The organism is Pseudomonas sp. B3G-3, assembly GCF_028640915.1.
GTDB lineage: Bacteria > Pseudomonadota > Gammaproteobacteria > Pseudomonadales > Pseudomonadaceae > Aquipseudomonas > Aquipseudomonas chlororaphis_I.
In genome coordinates this window covers 81,776-98,391 of the sequence record NZ_JAQZAB010000118.1, presented here as the reverse complement: position 1 = coordinate 98,391, position 16,616 = coordinate 81,776, and the positions used below count along the sequence as shown (strand labels likewise).

At 64.0% G+C, this 16,616-nt stretch carries 16 protein-coding genes; 9 read left to right on the top strand and 7 right to left on the bottom strand.

From position 1 onward, the window contains the following. Positions 1–198: 198 nt before the first annotated feature. The 4 genes from PVZ80_RS22910 to PVZ80_RS22895 are packed head-to-tail and all read left to right on the top strand — an operon-like array spanning position 199 to position 2,699. The gene (locus PVZ80_RS22910) at positions 199–504 is read left to right on the top strand and encodes a BufA1 family periplasmic bufferin-type metallophore (RefSeq protein ID WP_009047384.1); all 306 of its coding nucleotides are present in this window, start codon (positions 199–201) and stop codon (positions 502–504) included. 31 nt (positions 505–535) lie between these two features. Further along, positions 536–1,420, top strand: coding sequence for an MNIO family bufferin maturase (gene bufB, locus PVZ80_RS22905; RefSeq protein WP_273864595.1), 885 nt, complete (start codon positions 536–538; stop codon positions 1,418–1,420). After that, positions 1,417–2,187 (top strand): HvfC/BufC N-terminal domain-containing protein, encoded by a 771-nt coding sequence (locus PVZ80_RS22900; RefSeq protein ID WP_273864594.1) that lies wholly within the window; start codon positions 1,417–1,419, stop codon positions 2,185–2,187. The genes bufB and PVZ80_RS22900 overlap by 4 nt, the downstream gene beginning before the upstream one ends. Before the next feature lie 2 nt (positions 2,188–2,189). Beyond that, entirely contained in the window at positions 2,190–2,699 is a 510-nt protein-coding gene (locus PVZ80_RS22895; protein ID WP_273864593.1) for a DoxX family protein, read from the top strand. Positions 2,700–2,860: 161 nt separating this feature from the next. On the opposite strand, the gene PVZ80_RS22890 is transcribed toward PVZ80_RS22895, so the two are convergent. Continuing rightward, entirely contained in the window at positions 2,861–3,769 is a 909-nt protein-coding gene (locus PVZ80_RS22890) for a LysR family transcriptional regulator (RefSeq protein WP_028681807.1), read from the bottom strand. A gap of 106 nt (positions 3,770–3,875) precedes the next feature. On the opposite strand from PVZ80_RS22890, the gene PVZ80_RS22885 reads away from it, so the two are divergent. The 3 genes from PVZ80_RS22885 (at position 3,876) to PVZ80_RS22875 (ending at position 7,051) form a co-directional block, all read left to right on the top strand. Further along, positions 3,876–4,475: a short chain dehydrogenase gene (locus PVZ80_RS22885; RefSeq protein WP_273864592.1), complete on the top strand. Its 600-nt coding sequence runs from the start codon at positions 3,876–3,878 to the stop codon at positions 4,473–4,475. 168 nt (positions 4,476–4,643) lie between these two features. Then, the gene (locus tag PVZ80_RS22880) at positions 4,644–5,327 is read left to right on the top strand and encodes a COG3650 family protein (RefSeq protein WP_273864591.1); all 684 of its coding nucleotides are present in this window, start codon (positions 4,644–4,646) and stop codon (positions 5,325–5,327) included. A gap of 110 nt (positions 5,328–5,437) precedes the next feature. Next, a complete protein-coding gene (locus PVZ80_RS22875) occupies positions 5,438–7,051 on the top strand; it encodes an NAD(P)/FAD-dependent oxidoreductase (protein WP_016702048.1) in 1,614 nt (537 codons plus the stop codon). 148 nt (positions 7,052–7,199) lie between these two features. Here the strand turns inward: PVZ80_RS22875 and PVZ80_RS22870 are convergent, their stop codons facing one another. Beyond that, positions 7,200–8,294 (bottom strand): PLP-dependent cysteine synthase family protein, encoded by a 1,095-nt coding sequence (locus tag PVZ80_RS22870; protein ID WP_009047376.1) that lies wholly within the window; start codon positions 8,292–8,294, stop codon positions 7,200–7,202. A gap of 324 nt (positions 8,295–8,618) precedes the next feature. Between PVZ80_RS22870 and nhaA the strand changes: the two genes are divergently transcribed. Further along, positions 8,619–9,806 (top strand): Na+/H+ antiporter NhaA, encoded by a 1,188-nt coding sequence (nhaA, locus tag PVZ80_RS22865; RefSeq protein WP_009047375.1) that lies wholly within the window; start codon positions 8,619–8,621, stop codon positions 9,804–9,806. Positions 9,807–9,885: 79 nt separating this feature from the next. On the opposite strand, the gene PVZ80_RS22860 is transcribed toward nhaA, so the two are convergent. Further along, positions 9,886–10,350: a glycine zipper 2TM domain-containing protein gene (locus tag PVZ80_RS22860; protein WP_007923357.1), complete on the bottom strand. Its 465-nt coding sequence runs from the start codon at positions 10,348–10,350 to the stop codon at positions 9,886–9,888. Positions 10,351–10,523: 173 nt separating this feature from the next. Between PVZ80_RS22860 and PVZ80_RS22855 the strand changes: the two genes are divergently transcribed. Further along, complete coding sequence (locus PVZ80_RS22855; RefSeq protein ID WP_110176262.1) at positions 10,524–10,760, top strand: hypothetical protein; 237 nt, start codon at positions 10,524–10,526, stop codon at positions 10,758–10,760. Positions 10,761–10,772: 12 nt separating this feature from the next. On the opposite strand, the gene pdxH is transcribed toward PVZ80_RS22855, so the two are convergent. The 4 genes from pdxH to PVZ80_RS22835 all read right to left on the bottom strand — a co-directional run bounded on the left by pdxH (position 10,773) and on the right by PVZ80_RS22835 (position 16,554). Further along, on the bottom strand, positions 10,773–11,420 hold the full coding sequence (gene pdxH / locus PVZ80_RS22850) for a pyridoxamine 5'-phosphate oxidase (RefSeq protein ID WP_038630777.1): 648 nt from the start codon (positions 11,418–11,420) through the stop codon (positions 10,773–10,775). Positions 11,421–11,451: 31 nt separating this feature from the next. Continuing rightward, positions 11,452–12,624 (bottom strand): OmpA family protein, encoded by a 1,173-nt coding sequence (locus PVZ80_RS22845; RefSeq protein ID WP_273864590.1) that lies wholly within the window; start codon positions 12,622–12,624, stop codon positions 11,452–11,454. A 140-nt stretch (positions 12,625–12,764) separates the two neighbouring features. Continuing rightward, positions 12,765–13,910 carry an EstA family serine hydrolase gene (locus PVZ80_RS22840; RefSeq protein WP_028681810.1) on the bottom strand — a complete coding sequence of 382 codons (1,146 nt, stop codon included), beginning with the start codon at positions 13,908–13,910 and terminating at the stop codon, positions 12,765–12,767. A gap of 217 nt (positions 13,911–14,127) precedes the next feature. Next, complete coding sequence (locus tag PVZ80_RS22835; protein ID WP_273864589.1) at positions 14,128–16,554, bottom strand: beta-galactosidase; 2,427 nt, start codon at positions 16,552–16,554, stop codon at positions 14,128–14,130. Between the last annotated feature and the right edge of the window lie 62 nt (positions 16,555–16,616).

The window sequence follows — 16,616 nt, the reverse complement described above, 5'->3', positions numbered from 1 at the left end:
CAGAGGCTGGCCACTCGGAAGGCCAGGTACACCGCGCGGCCAGTGATTGCGCCGGCTTCGCCGTCGATCGCAGCCTGCGGCAGCGGCTACAACTGGATTTTTTTCACCTGGGCTGTAACAAACCCCATCGACCTTTCTCTAGAGGGGTAAGCAGGCACACATGCCTGCCTTCCCAAATACCTTTTCTGGAGAAACACCATGACCGCTACCACTCGCACCCTGTCCGCCGCCGCCCTGGCCCTGGCCCTCGGTTCTGCCTTGAGCATGGCCGCGCTGCCGACCACCGCCCAGGCCGCCGACGACATGGAGAAATGCTTTGGCGTCGCCATGAAAGGCAAGAACGATTGCGCCGCAGGCGCGGGCACCACCTGTGCCGGCACCGCCAAAGTCGACCACCAGGCCAACGCCTGGAAACTGGTTCCTAAAGGCACCTGCGAGAAAACCGCCAGCAGCACCTCGCCTACCGGTTTCGGCCAGCTCCAGGCCTACAAAGCCAAGTCGTAATCCACCGTCTGCCTGAGTGTCGATGATGAACATGGCCGTACCACTCCCCCTCCATCCCGCCACTCAGGCGACCGCCTCCAGCCTGCCGCAACGCGCCGGGCTGGGGCTCAAGACCGAGCATTTTCGCCAGGTCCTGAGGGAACAGCCCGATATCGGTTTCTTTGAAGTCCATGCGGAAAACTACATGGTCGCCGGTGGGCCGTTCCATCACTACCTGGGGCTGATCCGCGAGCAGTATCCGCTGTCGCTGCACGGCGTCGGCCTGTCGATCGGCGCCGAAGGTCCGCTGGACCAACAGCACCTCAAACGCCTGGCCGTGCTGATCGAGCGTTATCAACCCCAGTCCTTTTCCGAACACCTGGCCTGGTCCAGCCATGGCCCGGTGTTTCTCAATGACCTGCTGCCCCTGGCCTATGACCGCCCGACCCTGGACCGCGTCTGCGAACACATCGACCAGTTACATAACACATTGCGCCGCCCCATGCTGCTGGAGAACCCGGCGACCTATCTGGAGTTTCGTCAGTCGAGCATGGACGAGGCCGAATTCATCCGCGAGGTGATAGGCCGCACCGGCTGCGGCCTGTTGCTGGACGTGAACAATGTCTACGTGTCGTGCATCAACCACCGGCGCGACCCGTTGGCCTATATCGATGCCCTGCCGTTGCACGCGGTGGGTGAGATCCACCTCGCCGGCTTTGCCGAAGACACTGACAGCCTGGGCGACCGCTTGTTGATCGACGATCACGGCGCGCCGATCGATAACGCCGTGTGGGCGCTGTACCTGCGGCTGCTGGAACGGATCGGGCCGACCGCGACCCTGATCGAGCGCGACAATCAGGTGCCGGCGTTTTCCGTGCTGCATGCCGAGGTGCGCCAGGCGGATGAGCTGCTGCAATGCGCCAGGAGGCTGCCGTGAACACGCAAGCCAGCTTCGCCAGCGCCCTGCTCGACCCCGACCAGCCCTGGCCCGCGGGCCTGTACTGCGGCAACGGCGCCGACCCGGCCAGCCGCTTCGCGGTGTACCGCAACAATGTGCAGAGTTCGCTGATCAACGCCCTGGCCGATGCCTATCCGGTGGTGGCGCAACTGGTGGGCGATGAGTTCTTCCGGGCCATGGCCGCGCTCTACGTCAGGCGCTTTCCGCCCACCAGCGCCGTGCTCAGCGACTATGGCCATGACTTCGCCGACTTCATCGGCGGTTTCCCTCCCGCCACCAGCCTGCCTTACCTGGCGGATGTCGCGCGCCTGGAACGCCTGCGGGTCACCGCCTATCACGCCGCCGACGCCTGCCCGGTACAACCGCAGCAGATCGCCGCAGCCATGGCCGAGCCTGCAAGCCTGGGGCAATTGCGCCTGGAGCTGCACCCTTCGCTCGGCCTGCTGGAATCAGCGCACCCGGTGGTCGCCTTATGGGCCGCCCACCAGGGCGATGGCGACTGGCAGGCGATCGACTTGCAGCAAGGACAAAACGCCCTGGTACTGCGTCACGACCTGGAGGTCGAAGTGTTCGCCATCGACGCCGGAGTCGCCTGCTTCATCCACAGCCTGCGCCACTCACAGCCGCTGCAGGTCGCTGTGGCCAATGCCTTGGCGGCCGATCCGGCCTTCGAGCCGAGCCAGGCCCTGGCGCTGTTGATCGGCCGCGGCGCCATCACTCGCCTGCCCCCCCATTCCGAGGTTTGAACATGCACACCCACTGCACCAAACACCACCCGCTCAGCCACGGGGTGAACCGACTCATCCAGTTGCTGGAGCGTATTCCCTACAGCCTGATCGCCTTTATCGCGCGCTTCTCGATTGCCGCGGTGTTCTGGAAATCCGGCCAGACCAAGGTCGAGGGCCTGGCCATCGATCTGTTCTCCGGGACGTTCGAGCTCGGCATGCCACGCCTGGCCGATTCGACCATTCCCTTGTTCCAGAGCGAGTACCGGGTACCGCTGCTCTCCCCCGAACTGGCCGCGCACCTGGCGGCATTCGCCGAGCATCTGTTCCCGCTGCTGCTCCTGGTCGGTTTCGCCACGCGCTTCTCGGCCCTGGCGCTGCTGGGCATGACCTTGACCATCCAGCTGTTCGTCTACCCCGATGCCTACCCGACCCACGGCACCTGGGCGGCGGTCCTGCTGTACCTGATGGCCCGCGGCCCCGGCAAGCTCTCCATCGACCACCTGATCGCCCGCCGCTACCAACGACCTTGACCCTCTGTCCCTGTAGGAGCGCAGCTTGCTCGCGATGAACGATAACGCGGTTTTTCAGACAGTCCGTGGCGCGGCCATCGCGAGCAAGCTGCGCTCCTACAGATTTGATCGCCCACCGCTGTAGCTGCGGCAGCGGCTACAAGGTCCATCGCAGCATCAAGTCAGAGGCGATCCAGCGCTTCGCCGCTGCGCTTGAACCAGCCGATCAGGTAATCGGCCAGGACCTGGGTGCGCCTGGGCAGCCCGCCCTGATACGGGTGCACCAGGTACATCGGCATGCTGCGGGTCTGGTAGTCGCGCAGCAGCCCGCGCAAACGCCCATCGGCCAGTTCCGCCTGCAACAGGTAGGACGGCAGTCGGGCGATCCCGGCGCCCACCAGCGCGGCCTTTTTCAGCAGGTTGTAGTGATTGCTGGCGAAGGGCCCCGACACCCGCACCCGCAACAGCTCGTGCTGCTGGTGATAGAGCCACTCCTCACGACCGCTGTAATGACTGTTGAGCAGGCAGCGATGCTCGGCCAGGTCCCTGGGCGTCTGCGGCTCGCCATATTGCTCCAGGTAGGCCGGGCTGGCGCAGGTCATCTCGTGCCAGGCCAGCAGCGGCCTGGCCACCAGCCGCTGGTCGTTGGCCACCTCCGAGCGGATCGCCAGGTCGAAGCCGTCCCGGGTCAGGTCGCGGTAGTTGTTGTTCAGCTCCAGCTCGATCTGCACCTCGGGATACTGCCGGGAAAACTCCAGCAACAGGCCCTCGAAAAAGGTCTCCCCCAGGGACACCGGCACCGTCAGCCGCACCGGCCCGGCCATGTCGTCCTTGAGCCGCGCCAGCGCCTGGCGCGCCCGCTCGACCTGGACCAGCAGCGCCTGGGCCTGGGGCAACAAGGCGGCGCCCGCCGCGGTCAGGCTCAAGCGGCGCGTGGTGCGCTGCAACAGCACGACCGAGAACTGCGCCTCCAGGGCGCTGATGCGCTTGGACAATTGCCCCTTGCTGCAACCCAATTGCTGGGCGGCCAGGGTGAAACTGCCGGCCTCGATCAGCACGGCGAACGCCGCCAGGTCATCCATCTCGCTCACGGATTGTTTCCATTTGAAAACCAAAGGTTGCCTATTAGTGCGCTAATCAACGGGAAAAACCAGCACTAGACTGCAACCTCGTTCAACCCACGCGAGGAACAGCCCCATGAAAATTCTTCTGATCGGCGCCAACGGCACCATAGGTTCAGCGGTCGACAAAGAGCTGTCGCAACGTCATGAAATCATCCGCATTGGCCGTACCAGCGGTGATTTCCAAGTGGATATCAGCAACAGCGCCTCGATCCGCGCGCTCTTCGAGCAAACCGGCACATTCGACGCGCTGATCTGCGCCGCCGGCAATGTCACCTTCGCGCCACTGGGCGAGATGAGCGAACAGCACTTCGCCCTGGGCCTGCAGGACAAGCTGATGGGCCAGGTCAACCTGCTGCTGATCGGTCGCGAGTTCGCCAACGACGGCGCCTCGTTCACCTTCACCTCCGGCATCCTCAACCGCGACCCGATCCGCAGCGGCGCCTCGGCAGCCCTGGTCAACGGCGCCATCGACGGTTTCGTCCGCGCCGCCGCCATCGAGTTGCCGCGCGGCCTGCGGGTGAACTCGGTAAGCCCGACCGTGCTGGTGGAGGCCATGGACAGTTACGCCCCGTACTTCCGTGGCTATAAGCCGGTTCCCGGCGCCGACGTGGCGCTGGCCTACGCCAAGAGCGTGGAAGGCCTGCAGACCGGCCAGACCTATATCGTCGGCTGACCACATGCCTGTGTAGGAGCGAAGCTTGCTCGCGATAGCGCTGCACCAGACACACCGCAGCGCCTGCATCGCCGGCAAGCCTCGCTCCTACAGAAACGCGATTGGATCCGGGGTTGTGATGAACGGTCAGGCTGCGTAACGTGGCGGCACTTGATTGGAGACCCGACGATGCGTGCCGCCCGTTCCCTTGTTTGTATTGCCCTGCTCCCCCTGTTTGCCGGTTGCCAGATGCTGTCGGTGTTCGATGGCCAGCCCCGGACGCAGTCCCAGGCCGGCCAGACCCGCATGCAGGGCACGCTGACCGCCGCCGACGGCCAGTTGCTGTTCAAGCCTTGCGTCGGCGAGCAGCGTTATGTGGTCAAGGACAACGGCGGCACCAGCATCCTCCAGGAAGCGGCCAGCCTGGCCGACCAGAAGGGCACGCTGTTCGCCGACCTGCGCGGGCACTTTTCCCCGAGCAAGGCCGGCGGCGCCGACAGTGAAGTGGCGCTGAGCCAGTTGTATCGCGTCGAACGCTCGAACGATGCCTGCGGTGATCCCGACTTCCCGCGCCTGATCCTGCGGGCCAGTGGCAAGGCTCCAGACTGGAACGTCGATGTCAGCGCCAAGGGCATGCGCATCGAACGCGCCGGCCAGCCGGCACTGGCGCTGCCCTACCTGGAAGAGCAACTGGGCGACGGCCGCTTCAACCTCAGCAGCGAAGCCAACAACCGCCATGTCGAACTCTGGGTCGCGCCGCAGCGCTGCGTGGACAGCAAGACCGGCAGCGTGCAGCACCTGACCGCGGAACTGCGGGTCGATGGCCAGGTCCAGCGCGGTTGCGCCTATTTCGGTGGCTCGCGCAGCGACTGAGGCGACGGGCAACCGTTTTAACCTCACGGGGTCCAGGCTTTGCGGCTTATAATCGCCGGTTTGTAAAACCGCCCTGACGCATTGGTGCGTCCCGCGAACCGGACCCTGTCATGTTACGAATCACCGAACTCAAGCTGCCGATCGACCATCCCGATGAAGACCTGCGCCCTGCCATCCTGCAGCGCCTGGGCATCGCCAGCGAAGACCTGCTCGACTTCACCCTGTTCAAGCGCAGCTACGACGCGCGCAAGAAGTCGTCCGAGCTGTGCTTCATCTACACCCTCGATCTGAACGTGCGTGACGAGGCCAAGCTGCTGCACAAGTTCGCCGACGACCGTAACGTCAACCCGGCGCCGGATGTCAGCTACAAGGTCGTCGGCCAGGCGCCCGCCGACCTGGCGCAGCGCCCGATCGTGGTGGGTTTCGGCCCCTGCGGGATTTTCGCCGGCCTGCTGCTGGCGCAGATGGGCTTCAAGCCGATCATCCTCGAGCGCGGTAAGGAAGTGCGCCAGCGCACCAAGGACACCTGGGGCCTGTGGCGCAAAAGCGTGCTCAACCCGGAATCCAACGTGCAGTTCGGCGAAGGCGGCGCGGGGACCTTCTCCGACGGCAAGCTTTACAGCCAGATCAAGGACCCGAAACACCACGGCCGCAAAGTCCTGCACGAGTTCGTCAAGGCCGGCGCGCCGGAAGAGATCCTCTACGTCAGCAAGCCGCACATCGGTACCTTCCGCCTGACCGGCGTGGTCGAGAACATGCGCCAGCAGATCATCGCCCTGGGCGGTGAAGTGCGCTTCGAGCAACGGGTCACCGACGTGCTGATCGAAGACGGCCAGCTGGTCGGCGTCGAGCTCAACAGCGGCGAACAGATTCACTCGAAACACGTGATCCTGGCCCTCGGCCACAGCGCCCGCGACACCTTCCGCATGCTCCACGGCCGTGGCGTGTACATGGAGGCCAAGCCGTTCTCCGTGGGTTTCCGCATCGAACACCCACAGTCACTGATCGACAGCGCGCGCCTGGGCAAGTACGCCGGTCACCCGAAGCTCGGCGCCGCCGACTACAAGCTGGTGCACCACGCGAAGAACGGCCGTTCGGTCTACAGCTTCTGCATGTGCCCGGGCGGCACCGTGGTGGCGGCGACTTCCGAGCCGAACCGCGTGGTCACCAACGGCATGAGCCAGTACTCGCGTAACGAGCGCAATGCCAACTCCGGCATCGTGGTCGGCATCACCCCGGAAGTGGATTACCCGGGCGGCCCGCTGGCCGGCATCGAGCTGCAGGAGCGCCTGGAGTCCCACGCCTTCGTGCTCGGCGGCAGCAACTACGAGGCCCCGGCGCAACTGGTCGGCGACTTTATCGCCGGCAAGCCGTCCACCGCCCTGGGTAGCGTCGAGCCGTCCTACAAGCCGGGGGTCGCCCTGGGCGACCTGGCGCTGGCCCTGCCGGACTTCGCCATCGAGGCGATCCGCGAAGCGCTGCCGGCCTTCGAGCGGCAGATCAAGGGTTACTCCCTGCACGACGCAGTACTGACCGGGATCGAGACCCGCACCTCGTCGCCGCTGCGCATTACCCGCGACGAATCGATGCAGAGCCTGAACGTGAAGGGCCTGTACCCGGCCGGTGAAGGCGCCGGTTATGCCGGCGGCATCCTGTCGGCCGGGGTCGATGGGATCCGCATCGCCGAAGCGGTGGCGCGCAACATCCTCGGCATCGAGGCGTAAAAAAGGCCTATGCCAGGGGGAGATGCCCCCCTGTAGGAGCGAGCTTGCTCGCGATGGAGGCCAACGATAACGCGGGGCATCTGAAACACCGCGTTGTCTTGATGTTTTTCGCGAGCAAGCTCGCTCCTACAAGGGCGGGCTTGCAGCCTCAGATGCCAGCGCGCAATACGCTGGCCGGCAACGCCTCGCCACGCTCCACACTCGCTGCCACCGCCTCGATCAAGGCCGTCAACTGGTAACCCTGGGCGGTCAGCCAGTCCTGATCGTAATAGGTGGTCGCATAACGCTCGCCACCGTCACACAGGATGGCGACAATCGAACCACTCTCGCCGGCCTGTTTCATCTGCTGCGCCGCCATCAGCGCGCCGATCAGGTTGGTCCCACTGGAACCGCCCACCCGCCGCCCCAGGCGCTGCGCCAGGTAATGCATGGCCGCCAGCGACAGGGCATCCGGCACCTTGACCATCGCATCGATCACCTTGGGCAGGAACGACGCCTCGACCCGTGGCCGGCCGATCCCTTCGATGCGCGAACCGCAATCCAGGCGCAGGCTGGCGTCACCGCTCTGGTAGTAATCGAAGAACACCGAACGCTCGGCGTCGGCGCAGAGTACCCGGGTGCAATGCTGGCGATAGCGCACATAACGCCCCAGGGTGGCGGTGGTACCGCCGGTGCCCGGACTGGAGATCAGCCATTTGGGCTCCGGGTAACGTTCGAAGCGCAGTTGCTGGAAGATCGACTCGGCGATGTTGTTGTTCGCCCGCCAGTCGGTGGCGCGCTCGGCGTAAGTGAACTGGTCCATGAAATGCCCGCCGCTCTCCCGGGCCAGGCGCTCCGATTCGGCGTAGATCTGCGTCGGGTCCTGCACCAGGTGGCTCTTGCCGCCGTAGAAGGCGATCTGCGCGATCTTTTCCTGGGACGTGGTGGCCGGCATCACCGCAATGAACGGCAAGCCCAGCAGACGCGCGAAATAGGCTTCGGAAATCGCCGTCGAACCGCTGGACGCCTCGATCACCGGTGCCCCGGGCTTGAGCCAGCCGTTACACAGCGCATAAAGGAACAACGAACGCGCCAGGCGATGCTTGAGGCTGCCGGTGGGATGGCTGGACTCGTCCTTGAAATACAGCTCGATGCCCGGCAGCCCCGGCAGGGGCAAGGGGATCAGGTGGGTATCGGCGCTGCGCTGGAAATCGGCTTCGATGATCCGGATGGCCTCGCGGGCCCACTGACGGTTGTCGCTCATGGTGTTTTCTCGTTGGCTCGAACGCCACACAGGACGCAAAAAGATGATGTGCACCCAGCATAGGTGATCCAGGCACAAGGAAAATCAGGTGCTGCAACAGGCAAAAGTCCCCGGCCCGTCGGGCTGGGGCCGGACATGTTAAGAAACATCCCCGGTCGCTCACAGGTACAGTTTTGAATCAATTGGATACACAACTGCTAGGCTGGTTTTCCAGCGGGCCGCTGCTCTGCTGCATATAACAAAAAAGAATATAACTTTTGTTTTAACAACTAACAGTACGGGTTAGGGTGTGCCACCTTTTTAGTTTTCTGATGGAGAGCGACCTTGCCTCTGCGTAGCACTTTCACGCGTTTCTTTCAGTTGGAAGCTGCCAGCGGTCTGTTATTGATTGCCGCTGCCGTGCTTGCCCTGATCATCAACAACTCACCGCTGTCCTGGCTGTACAACGGCCTGCTGGACACTCCCGTGGTCGCCCAGATCGGCGCCCTGAAAATCGCCAAGCCCCTGCTGCTGTGGATCAACGACGGCCTGATGGCCATGTTCTTCCTGCTGATCGGCCTGGAGGTCAAGCGCGAGGTCCTCGACGGCCACCTGTCCAAGCCTTCGCAGATCGTCCTGCCAGGCGCCGCCGCCATCGGCGGCATGGTGGTGCCGGCGCTGATCTACTGGTTCCTCAACAAGGACAACCCGCCGGCGCTCAGCGGCTGGGCGATTCCCATGGCCACCGACATCGCCTTCGCCCTCGGCGTGCTGGCCCTGCTGGGCAAGCGGGTGCCGGTGTCGCTGAAACTGTTTTTGATGACGCTGGCGATCATCGATGACCTGGGGGCCATCATCGTCATCGCGATTTTCTACTCCGGCGCCCTGTCGACCCTGTCGCTGATGCTCGCCGCGGCCTGCCTGGTGGCGCTGGTGGCGATGAACCGTTTGGGGGTGGTCAAGCTCGGGCCGTACATGATCATCGGCCTGATCCTCTGGGTCTGCGTGCTCAAGAGTGGCGTCCACGCGACCCTGGCCGGCGTGACCCTGGCGTTCTGCATCCCGCTGCGTACCCGCAATGCCGAGCCTTCGCCGCTGCTGAGCCTGGAGCATGCGCTGCATCCATGGGTGGCATACGGCATCCTGCCGCTGTTCGCCTTCGCCAATGCCGGCCTGTCGCTGCAGGGCATTACCGTGGAAAGCTTCACCCATTACGTGCCCATGGGCATCGCCATCGGCCTGCTGCTGGGCAAGACCGTCGGCGTGTTCGGCCTGACCTGGCTGGCGGTGAAGATGGGCCTGGCCGCCCTCCCCGGCGGTGCCAACTGGGGCCAGGTGCTGGGCGTGGCGATTCTCTGCGGGATCGGCTTCACCATGAGCCTGTTTGTCGGCTCCCTGGCCTTCGTGCCCGGCAGCAGCGAATACGCTGGCATGGACCGCATGGGCATCCTCACCGGCTCGCTCTTCGCCGCCCTGATCGGCTACGCCGTAACGGCCGCGGCCAGCCGCAAGAACCCACAATTGCCGGCATAACCACCGGCGTTGCCAGGGCTGAAAACACAAACCCCCGACCAGTTGCCTGGCCGGGGGTTTGTTTTGTCGCGGTTAACCCTTAGTGGGCAACACGGCTGGTGCCGTTGACACTCATGATGCGCACGCGCTCGCCAACGCGGAACACTTCGTTTTGTTCAACTTGTTGTACATAGGCACGCATGCTGCCGTCGTCTTCACGCACGGTGATTTCCACGCCCTGGGTACGGGTCAGGCCTTCCTCGGTGGCGGAACCGATCAGGCCGCCAGCCACCGCACCGATGACCGCCGCCACGATGCTGCCTTTGCCGCCGCCGATGGCGCTGCCGCCAACGCCGCCGACCGCTGCACCGGCGAGGCCGCCGATCGGGGTCTTGGTGCCTTCGATTTTCACCGGACGCAGGGATTCGATGGTGCCCATGCGAACGGTCTGTACGCGACGCGCCTCGTCACGGGAGTAAGAGTCACCGGACAGGTTGGATTGGCAACCGGTGAGCAACATGGCCATCGTGGAAAAGGAAGCAACCAGCAAAACAGACTTACGCATAGGATCAACTCCAAAGGACAGATAATCATTAAACTCCGCAGCTTGACGCCTGTCACGGCATCGCCCGGATAAAATTGGTTCCATTCAGCAGCAGTACAGACTGCATGCATATAAAAACTCTTCACACGGTAGCGCTTATTTCCCGAGTTGCGCCACCGACCAAAGGATTTTCCATGGATTACTTCATCATCGTCGTGACCACCGTTGCCGGCCTGTACTTCCATTGGTGGCTGTCTGTACGGATCAAGCGCTGGATGGACCGGGACCTGGCGCTGTCGCTGGCCGGCGGGGACGAGAAGAAAAAATCCTTCATGCTGCAACAGCTGGCGAATGCCCATCGCCAGAAAGTAAAACGCCGGGACCTGCCACAGTGGCTTGAAGCCGCCGCGGCCGGTTATCCCGGCGAATGAGCTGATTCGGGTTCAGGGGGCCAGGCGCTCACGCACCCAGTCGGCACCTTGCAGGCGGTAGTTCAGGCGATCGTGCAAACGGCTGGCACGCCCCTGCCAGAACTCGATGCGCTCCGGTAACAGGCGATAACCTCCCCAGTGCTCGGGGCAATGGGGCTGGGTATCGCTGAAGCGCTCCTCGGTGTTCTTGAGCAAGGCTTCCAGTTCCTGGCGATCGGCGATCACCTGGCTCTGCGGCGATGCCCAGGCGCCCAGGCGGCTGCCCAGCGGGCGGACCTGGAAGTAGGCATCGGACTCCTCGGCGGTGACCTTGACCACCCGCCCCTCGATACGCACTTGGCGCTCCAGGGCCGGCCAGAAGAAAGTCATGGCGGCAAAAGGCCGTACGGCCAATTGCTGCCCCTTGGCGCTGTCGTAGTTGGTGAAGAAGGTGAAGCCCTGCGCATCCAGCCCCTTGAGCAGCAGGATGCGGCAATGAGGGCGCCCCTCTTCGTCAACGGTCGCCAGGGTCATGGCGTTGGCCTCGACAGGCGGCTGCTCGGTTTTCACCGCCTGTGCGAACCACTGGTGGAACAGCGTGAAGGGCTCGACCGGAGCCTGGGCTTCGGTCAGTCCGTCACGGGTGTAGTCGCGGCGCATGTCCGCCAGTCCCTGGGTCATTGCTGGTTCCTTTTGCCCGATGCCTGATGAATCAGTTCTTCGCCTGTTCGGTCGCTGCCTTGGCCGGAGCCTTGGCAGTGGTGGTTTTCTTGGCGACGGCTTTCTTCGCCACAGGCTTCTTGGCTGGGGCTTTTTTCGCCGGAGCGGCTTTCTTCGCGGCGACGGCTTTCTTCGAGGAAGCAGCAGGAACGACCGACTTCACATCCTGTACGGCAACCAGTTCAGCCTCGGACGGGGTCGGCTGGTTGTACTTGCTCAGCAGGGCCAGCATGGTGCTGCGCTGGGTGACGATGATTTCCACACGACGGTTCAGCGCACGACCTTCGGCGCTGTCGTTGGCCGCGCGAGGCATGACCGAACCCATGCCACGCAGCATCAGGCGATCACGCTTGAGGCCAGTGAGGCTGAAAATCGCGGCAACGGACTGCGCACGATCACGGCTCAGCTTCTGGTTGGCCGCTGCGGCACCAGTGGTGTCGGCATGGCCCAGGACCAGCACGGAAGTCTTGGCATCGGTACCCACGGCCTTGGCCACGCGAGTGAACGGGCTCAGGGTGACCGGCAGCAACATGGCCGGGCGATCCGGGTTGAACGAACCGTCGACCGGAGCGGTCACCACCAGGGTGTTCTCGCGACGCTCCAGTTGCAGGCGGCTGTCCTTGATGGCTTCACGCAGGCGCGGCTCGTAGTCGTCCAGCCAGGCCTGGGTGATTTTTGGATCCGGCATAGGGATGTCTTTCACGTCTGCCTTGGTCGGAGACGTGGGCTGCTGGTTGAAAGGCCACCACCAGTTGCCGGTCTCGGTCTTGGCGACCTTTGGCGCCGCGGTCGCGGCGTCCGCCTTGGCCTTGGCGTCGGCTAGCGGCTCTTTGACTGCGTCTTTGCTCGCGTCCTTGGAAGGGAACGGCCACCACCAGTTGGTGGTCTCGGCCTTGGCGGCCGGAGCAGCGGCGGAAGCGGTTGCGGTTTCGACCTTGGCTGCGGCAGGAGCGGTCGCGGACTTGGCGGTGGAGGTGGCGGCGGACTTGGCCGCGGAAACTTCGTTGGCAGCTGCTTTTGCTACCGGTTGCACCGCTTCCTTGCTGGAGGTCTTATCGGAACCGAAAGACCACCAGTGCCCTCCTTCTGCGTCATTTTGTGGAGTTTGTGCACAACCGGTGACAGTGAGGCAAAGAGCCAAGGCTAAAGACTTGTTCGACGACATGGGATATCCACAAAATGAGATCAAAAATTACGGTCTCTACGAACCGTACAAACAGACGCTTTGAAAGTATAAAAGCCACAGGGTTCCTTTCTGATGCCTTTACTCATGTTTAGGCAAAAAAAATCCTGACAGCAACCTTTTTACAGACAATCCGACAGAACCCTCACCAACTTCTGCGCCCTTGGATCCATCAGCACGTATGGCCCCAGGGTATTGGTGACAAAACCGAAGGCCACATCGTACTCAGGATCGGCAAAACCGATGGAGCCACCCGCTCCCGGATGACCAAACGCACGAGGGCCGAGACCGAAGGTCGCGTTGGCCACCTGCGGCTGGTCAAGCATGCAACCCAGGCCGAAACGGGTCTGGGTCAACAGGGTCTTGTCCATGCCGACGCTGTGTTCGCGGGTCAGCTCTTCGAGCATGTCCGCTTCCAGCAGGCTGCCATCGAGCAGGCCGCTGTAGAACCCGGCCAGGCTGCGGGCATTGCCATGGCCATTGGCCGCTGGCTGTTGCATGCGCCGCCATTCCGGCTTGTTGGTACTGGTCATGATCGACGGCGGGTTGGTGAACGCTCGGGTGGTCATGGCCGTGGGTTCGCGCATGGTCACTTGCAGCAGGCGCTGTGCGGCCGCGTCGCCGACATTGCCCTTGCCCCGGGCGATATGCGCCACCCGGTAAAACTCCTCGTCGGGCAGGCCAACGAAAAAGTCCAGCCCCAGCGGCCTGGCGACCCGCGCCACGATGGACTCGCCGGGACCGCGCCCGTCAGCCCGACGCAGCAACTCGCCCACCAGCCAGCCGTAGGTGATGGCCGCATAACCGTGGCCTTCGCCCGGCGTCCACCAAGGGGCTTGCGCCGCGAGGGCATCGACCATGGTTTGCCAGTCGTAGAGCGCTTCCGGCGCCAGTAGCTCACGCAAGGCCGGCAGCCCGGCCTGATGGCAGAGCAACTGACGCAGGGTGATCGCTTCCTTGCCGGCCGCGGCGAATTCAGGCCAGTACCGGGCAACCGGCGCGTCCAGCTGCAACTTGCCTTCGGCCACCAGTTGCAGGGCGGTGACCGCGGTGAAGGTCTTGGTGCAGGAAAACAGGTTGGCGATGGTATCGCAGTGCCAGGCCTCGCTGCCGTCCTTGTCGGCGGTGCCGGCCCAGAGGTCGATCACGGTTTCCCCGCCGATCTGAATGCACAACGCCGCACCGCGTTCCTGGGGATCCTCGAAGAGGGCCGCGAAGGCTTCGCGCACCGCTTCGAACTTAAGCTCGTAATGACCCTGAATCTGCACCCGTAACTCCCCGGACCATGCTCTACAAAGTGGTGCGCATTGTTCCAGCCCTTGAGGGTTTTGGGAACAGAAGCGAGCCCGGCGGCGATCCACCGGAAGAATTGTTCAGAAATCGACGGACATTGAACGCGGCGCGGGCCGGCCAGCCCCTACGAGTGAGTGTAGAGGCGGACCGGCCCACGCGGGGAAGCCGTACCCTAAAGGCCTGGCTCAGCGATCAATGGCCATTCGCCGAATGACCACCCGCATGGCCGCCGCCCTGCCCTGCGCCCTTGCCATCATGGCCCGGCTTGCCGCCGTCGGCGGCATGACCCGCGACCTTGTCGGCCTCTGCCTTGGCCTTCCCGGCTTCCTTGCCCAACTGGTCGAGGGCTTGCAGGTTGCTCTTGCGCACACTGTCGACAAAACCCTGGAACGGCACATCGGTGATGCCCACCAGGCCGAAATGGCCGTTCTCGCCATCCAGCAGGCGACCGGTGACCGGCTGATCGAGGTACTGGAACCAGTGCACGCCGACAATCGACGGCTCGCTCAGCGCCTGCTTGAGGAACTGGGCATAGGCCGGGCCGCGATCCTCCTCCCGCACCAGCTCGGTCACGCCCCCCCAGAACGGGCCGCGATCCCTGGAACCGAAGTTGAACTCGGTGATCAGGACCGGCTTGTCCAGCGTGTTCAGCCGGGCAAAGTCGTAACCGTCCTGCGGCTTGAGGGTGTACATGTTGAAGCTCAGCACATCGCAGTACTGGGCACAGGACGCCACCGCCTCGGGGGTACTGATGGCGAAGCGTCCGCCCAGCAGCAGGTGATTCGGCGCGTGCCATTTCAGCGAATCGGAAATGGTCTTGAAGTACGTGTCGGCAAAGACCTTCTGGAAGTATTTGAAGTCGGCTTCGATCTCCGGATGCTCCGGGCTAGGCAAAGGCGGCTCGAACCCCGGATCTTCCATCAGCTCCCAGGCGGTCAGGTTGATGCCCCAGGCCTTCGACAGGCCCTCCTGGTTGCGGTACTTGTCGCGCAGTTGCTTGAGGAACGCGCGCTTGGCCGGCACGTCGGTGGTCATGCGCAATGTGCCGTAGGCCAGGGCATAACGCGCCTTGGGGTCATCGCCGGGGCCGGCCCAGGCCAGTTCGTTGTCGGCGAAGTAGCCGATCAACCATGGATCGTCACGGTGATCGCGGGCGGCAATGGCCACGGCGCGCTCGGTGGCCATGGCGAAACGCGGATCGAACGGATCGGGCATGCCGCCCCACCAGTCGGTGCCGGTGCTGATGCTTGCATAGTCGCCGACGATCGACAGTGGCAAGGTGTAGGGCACACGGTCGTTCAGGCCCAGCGCCGGCGCGCTCCAGTTGCCGATGGTGTTGAAACCCCAGGCTTGCAGGCGATCCAGGGTGTGGCTGGCCCAGCGCTTCTGGTCCAGGGCCGCGACAGGGCAAGGTGCCGCGGCTGGCGGTTCGCTGCCCTGCCCAGCCTGGGCCTCCTCGGCGTCGGCCTTGGCGGCGTCCGCCACACCGGCCTTGGTTTCGCTGCCCGGGGTGCAAGGCACACCGTAGGTGCGTTGCAGGTTGGCGCCATAGAAGTCGTACCAGCGACCGGCGTTATAGGCGCGGCCCCGGTCGGCGCCATTGCCGCCGCGGTTGTCGCCTTCGCCGTAATAACCGGCCAGCGGTTCGCCGACGTTGGGCAGTGTCGAGAACATCCATTCACGGCCGGCGATATAAGTCTGGCTGTCGTCCGCCGTGACCGCATTGACCCCCAAGGAATAGAACGGATGCCCCTGGGGCGTCACCAGATACCAGCGGCCATCGCGTTTCTCGGTACGGAAGAAGCCACTGGCCTTGAAGGCTGGCCCGTTGCTCCAGCCGCCGAAGGTGTCCAGGGAGGAACGCTCGCGCTCGGCCAGCCAGGTTTTCAGCTGCTGCTGTTCCTTGGTCGCGGCGGCCTTGAGTTGCTCGTCGCTGGCGACCTTTTCCGGCCACCTGGCCCGGGTCGACTGGCCATAGGCATCCACCAGGCCACCGTAGGCCGCCTTGACCACCGCCTCGCCGTCCTGCACGCCAAAACGTTCGAGCAGGATGCTCTGGGCGGCTTTCGGCTGATCCATCGACAAGGTCACCGACACCACCTGGCTGCGGTCCAGCTCGCCTTCGCTGCTGGCCAGCAAGACGCGCTGGCCTTCGAAGGTCATCGGCATCGGCGGGCCGGCCTTCATGCCCTGGCTCAGCGGCGAGCTGGCAACCAGCGGCACCAGCAGGGTCTGCGCCGGGCCGGCCGGCAAGTCGATGCGGCTGAGCAGGGTCTTGCCGTCATTGCTCTGGATCTTCACGTACAGGGTCAGGGCCCAGTTCATCGCGCTCTGGATCCGCAGGCTCATGGCCCCGGACTGCGACCAGTCCCAGGCGCCCGTCTGCGGGGTCAGGCGCAGGCTTGGCTGAATCGCCGGGTTGAACGTCACCCGGCGCAGCACTTCGCCCTCGGCTGTCTGCTCCGCGTTGGCTTGCGGCAGGCTGGCATCCTGTGTCGCTACCTGCACCACGTCGGCAGGCCGGACAAAGTTGAACAGCGTCTGTTGCCCTGCCGGCGCGGCAAGCAGCGGCGTAGCGAACAACAGCGCAAGGACAGCGGGTAACGAACGGCGAATCATAGGGACCTGGTGCTCCTTAACGACCGATGAACGGCCTGTGTGCAATCAGTGACTGCAATAGA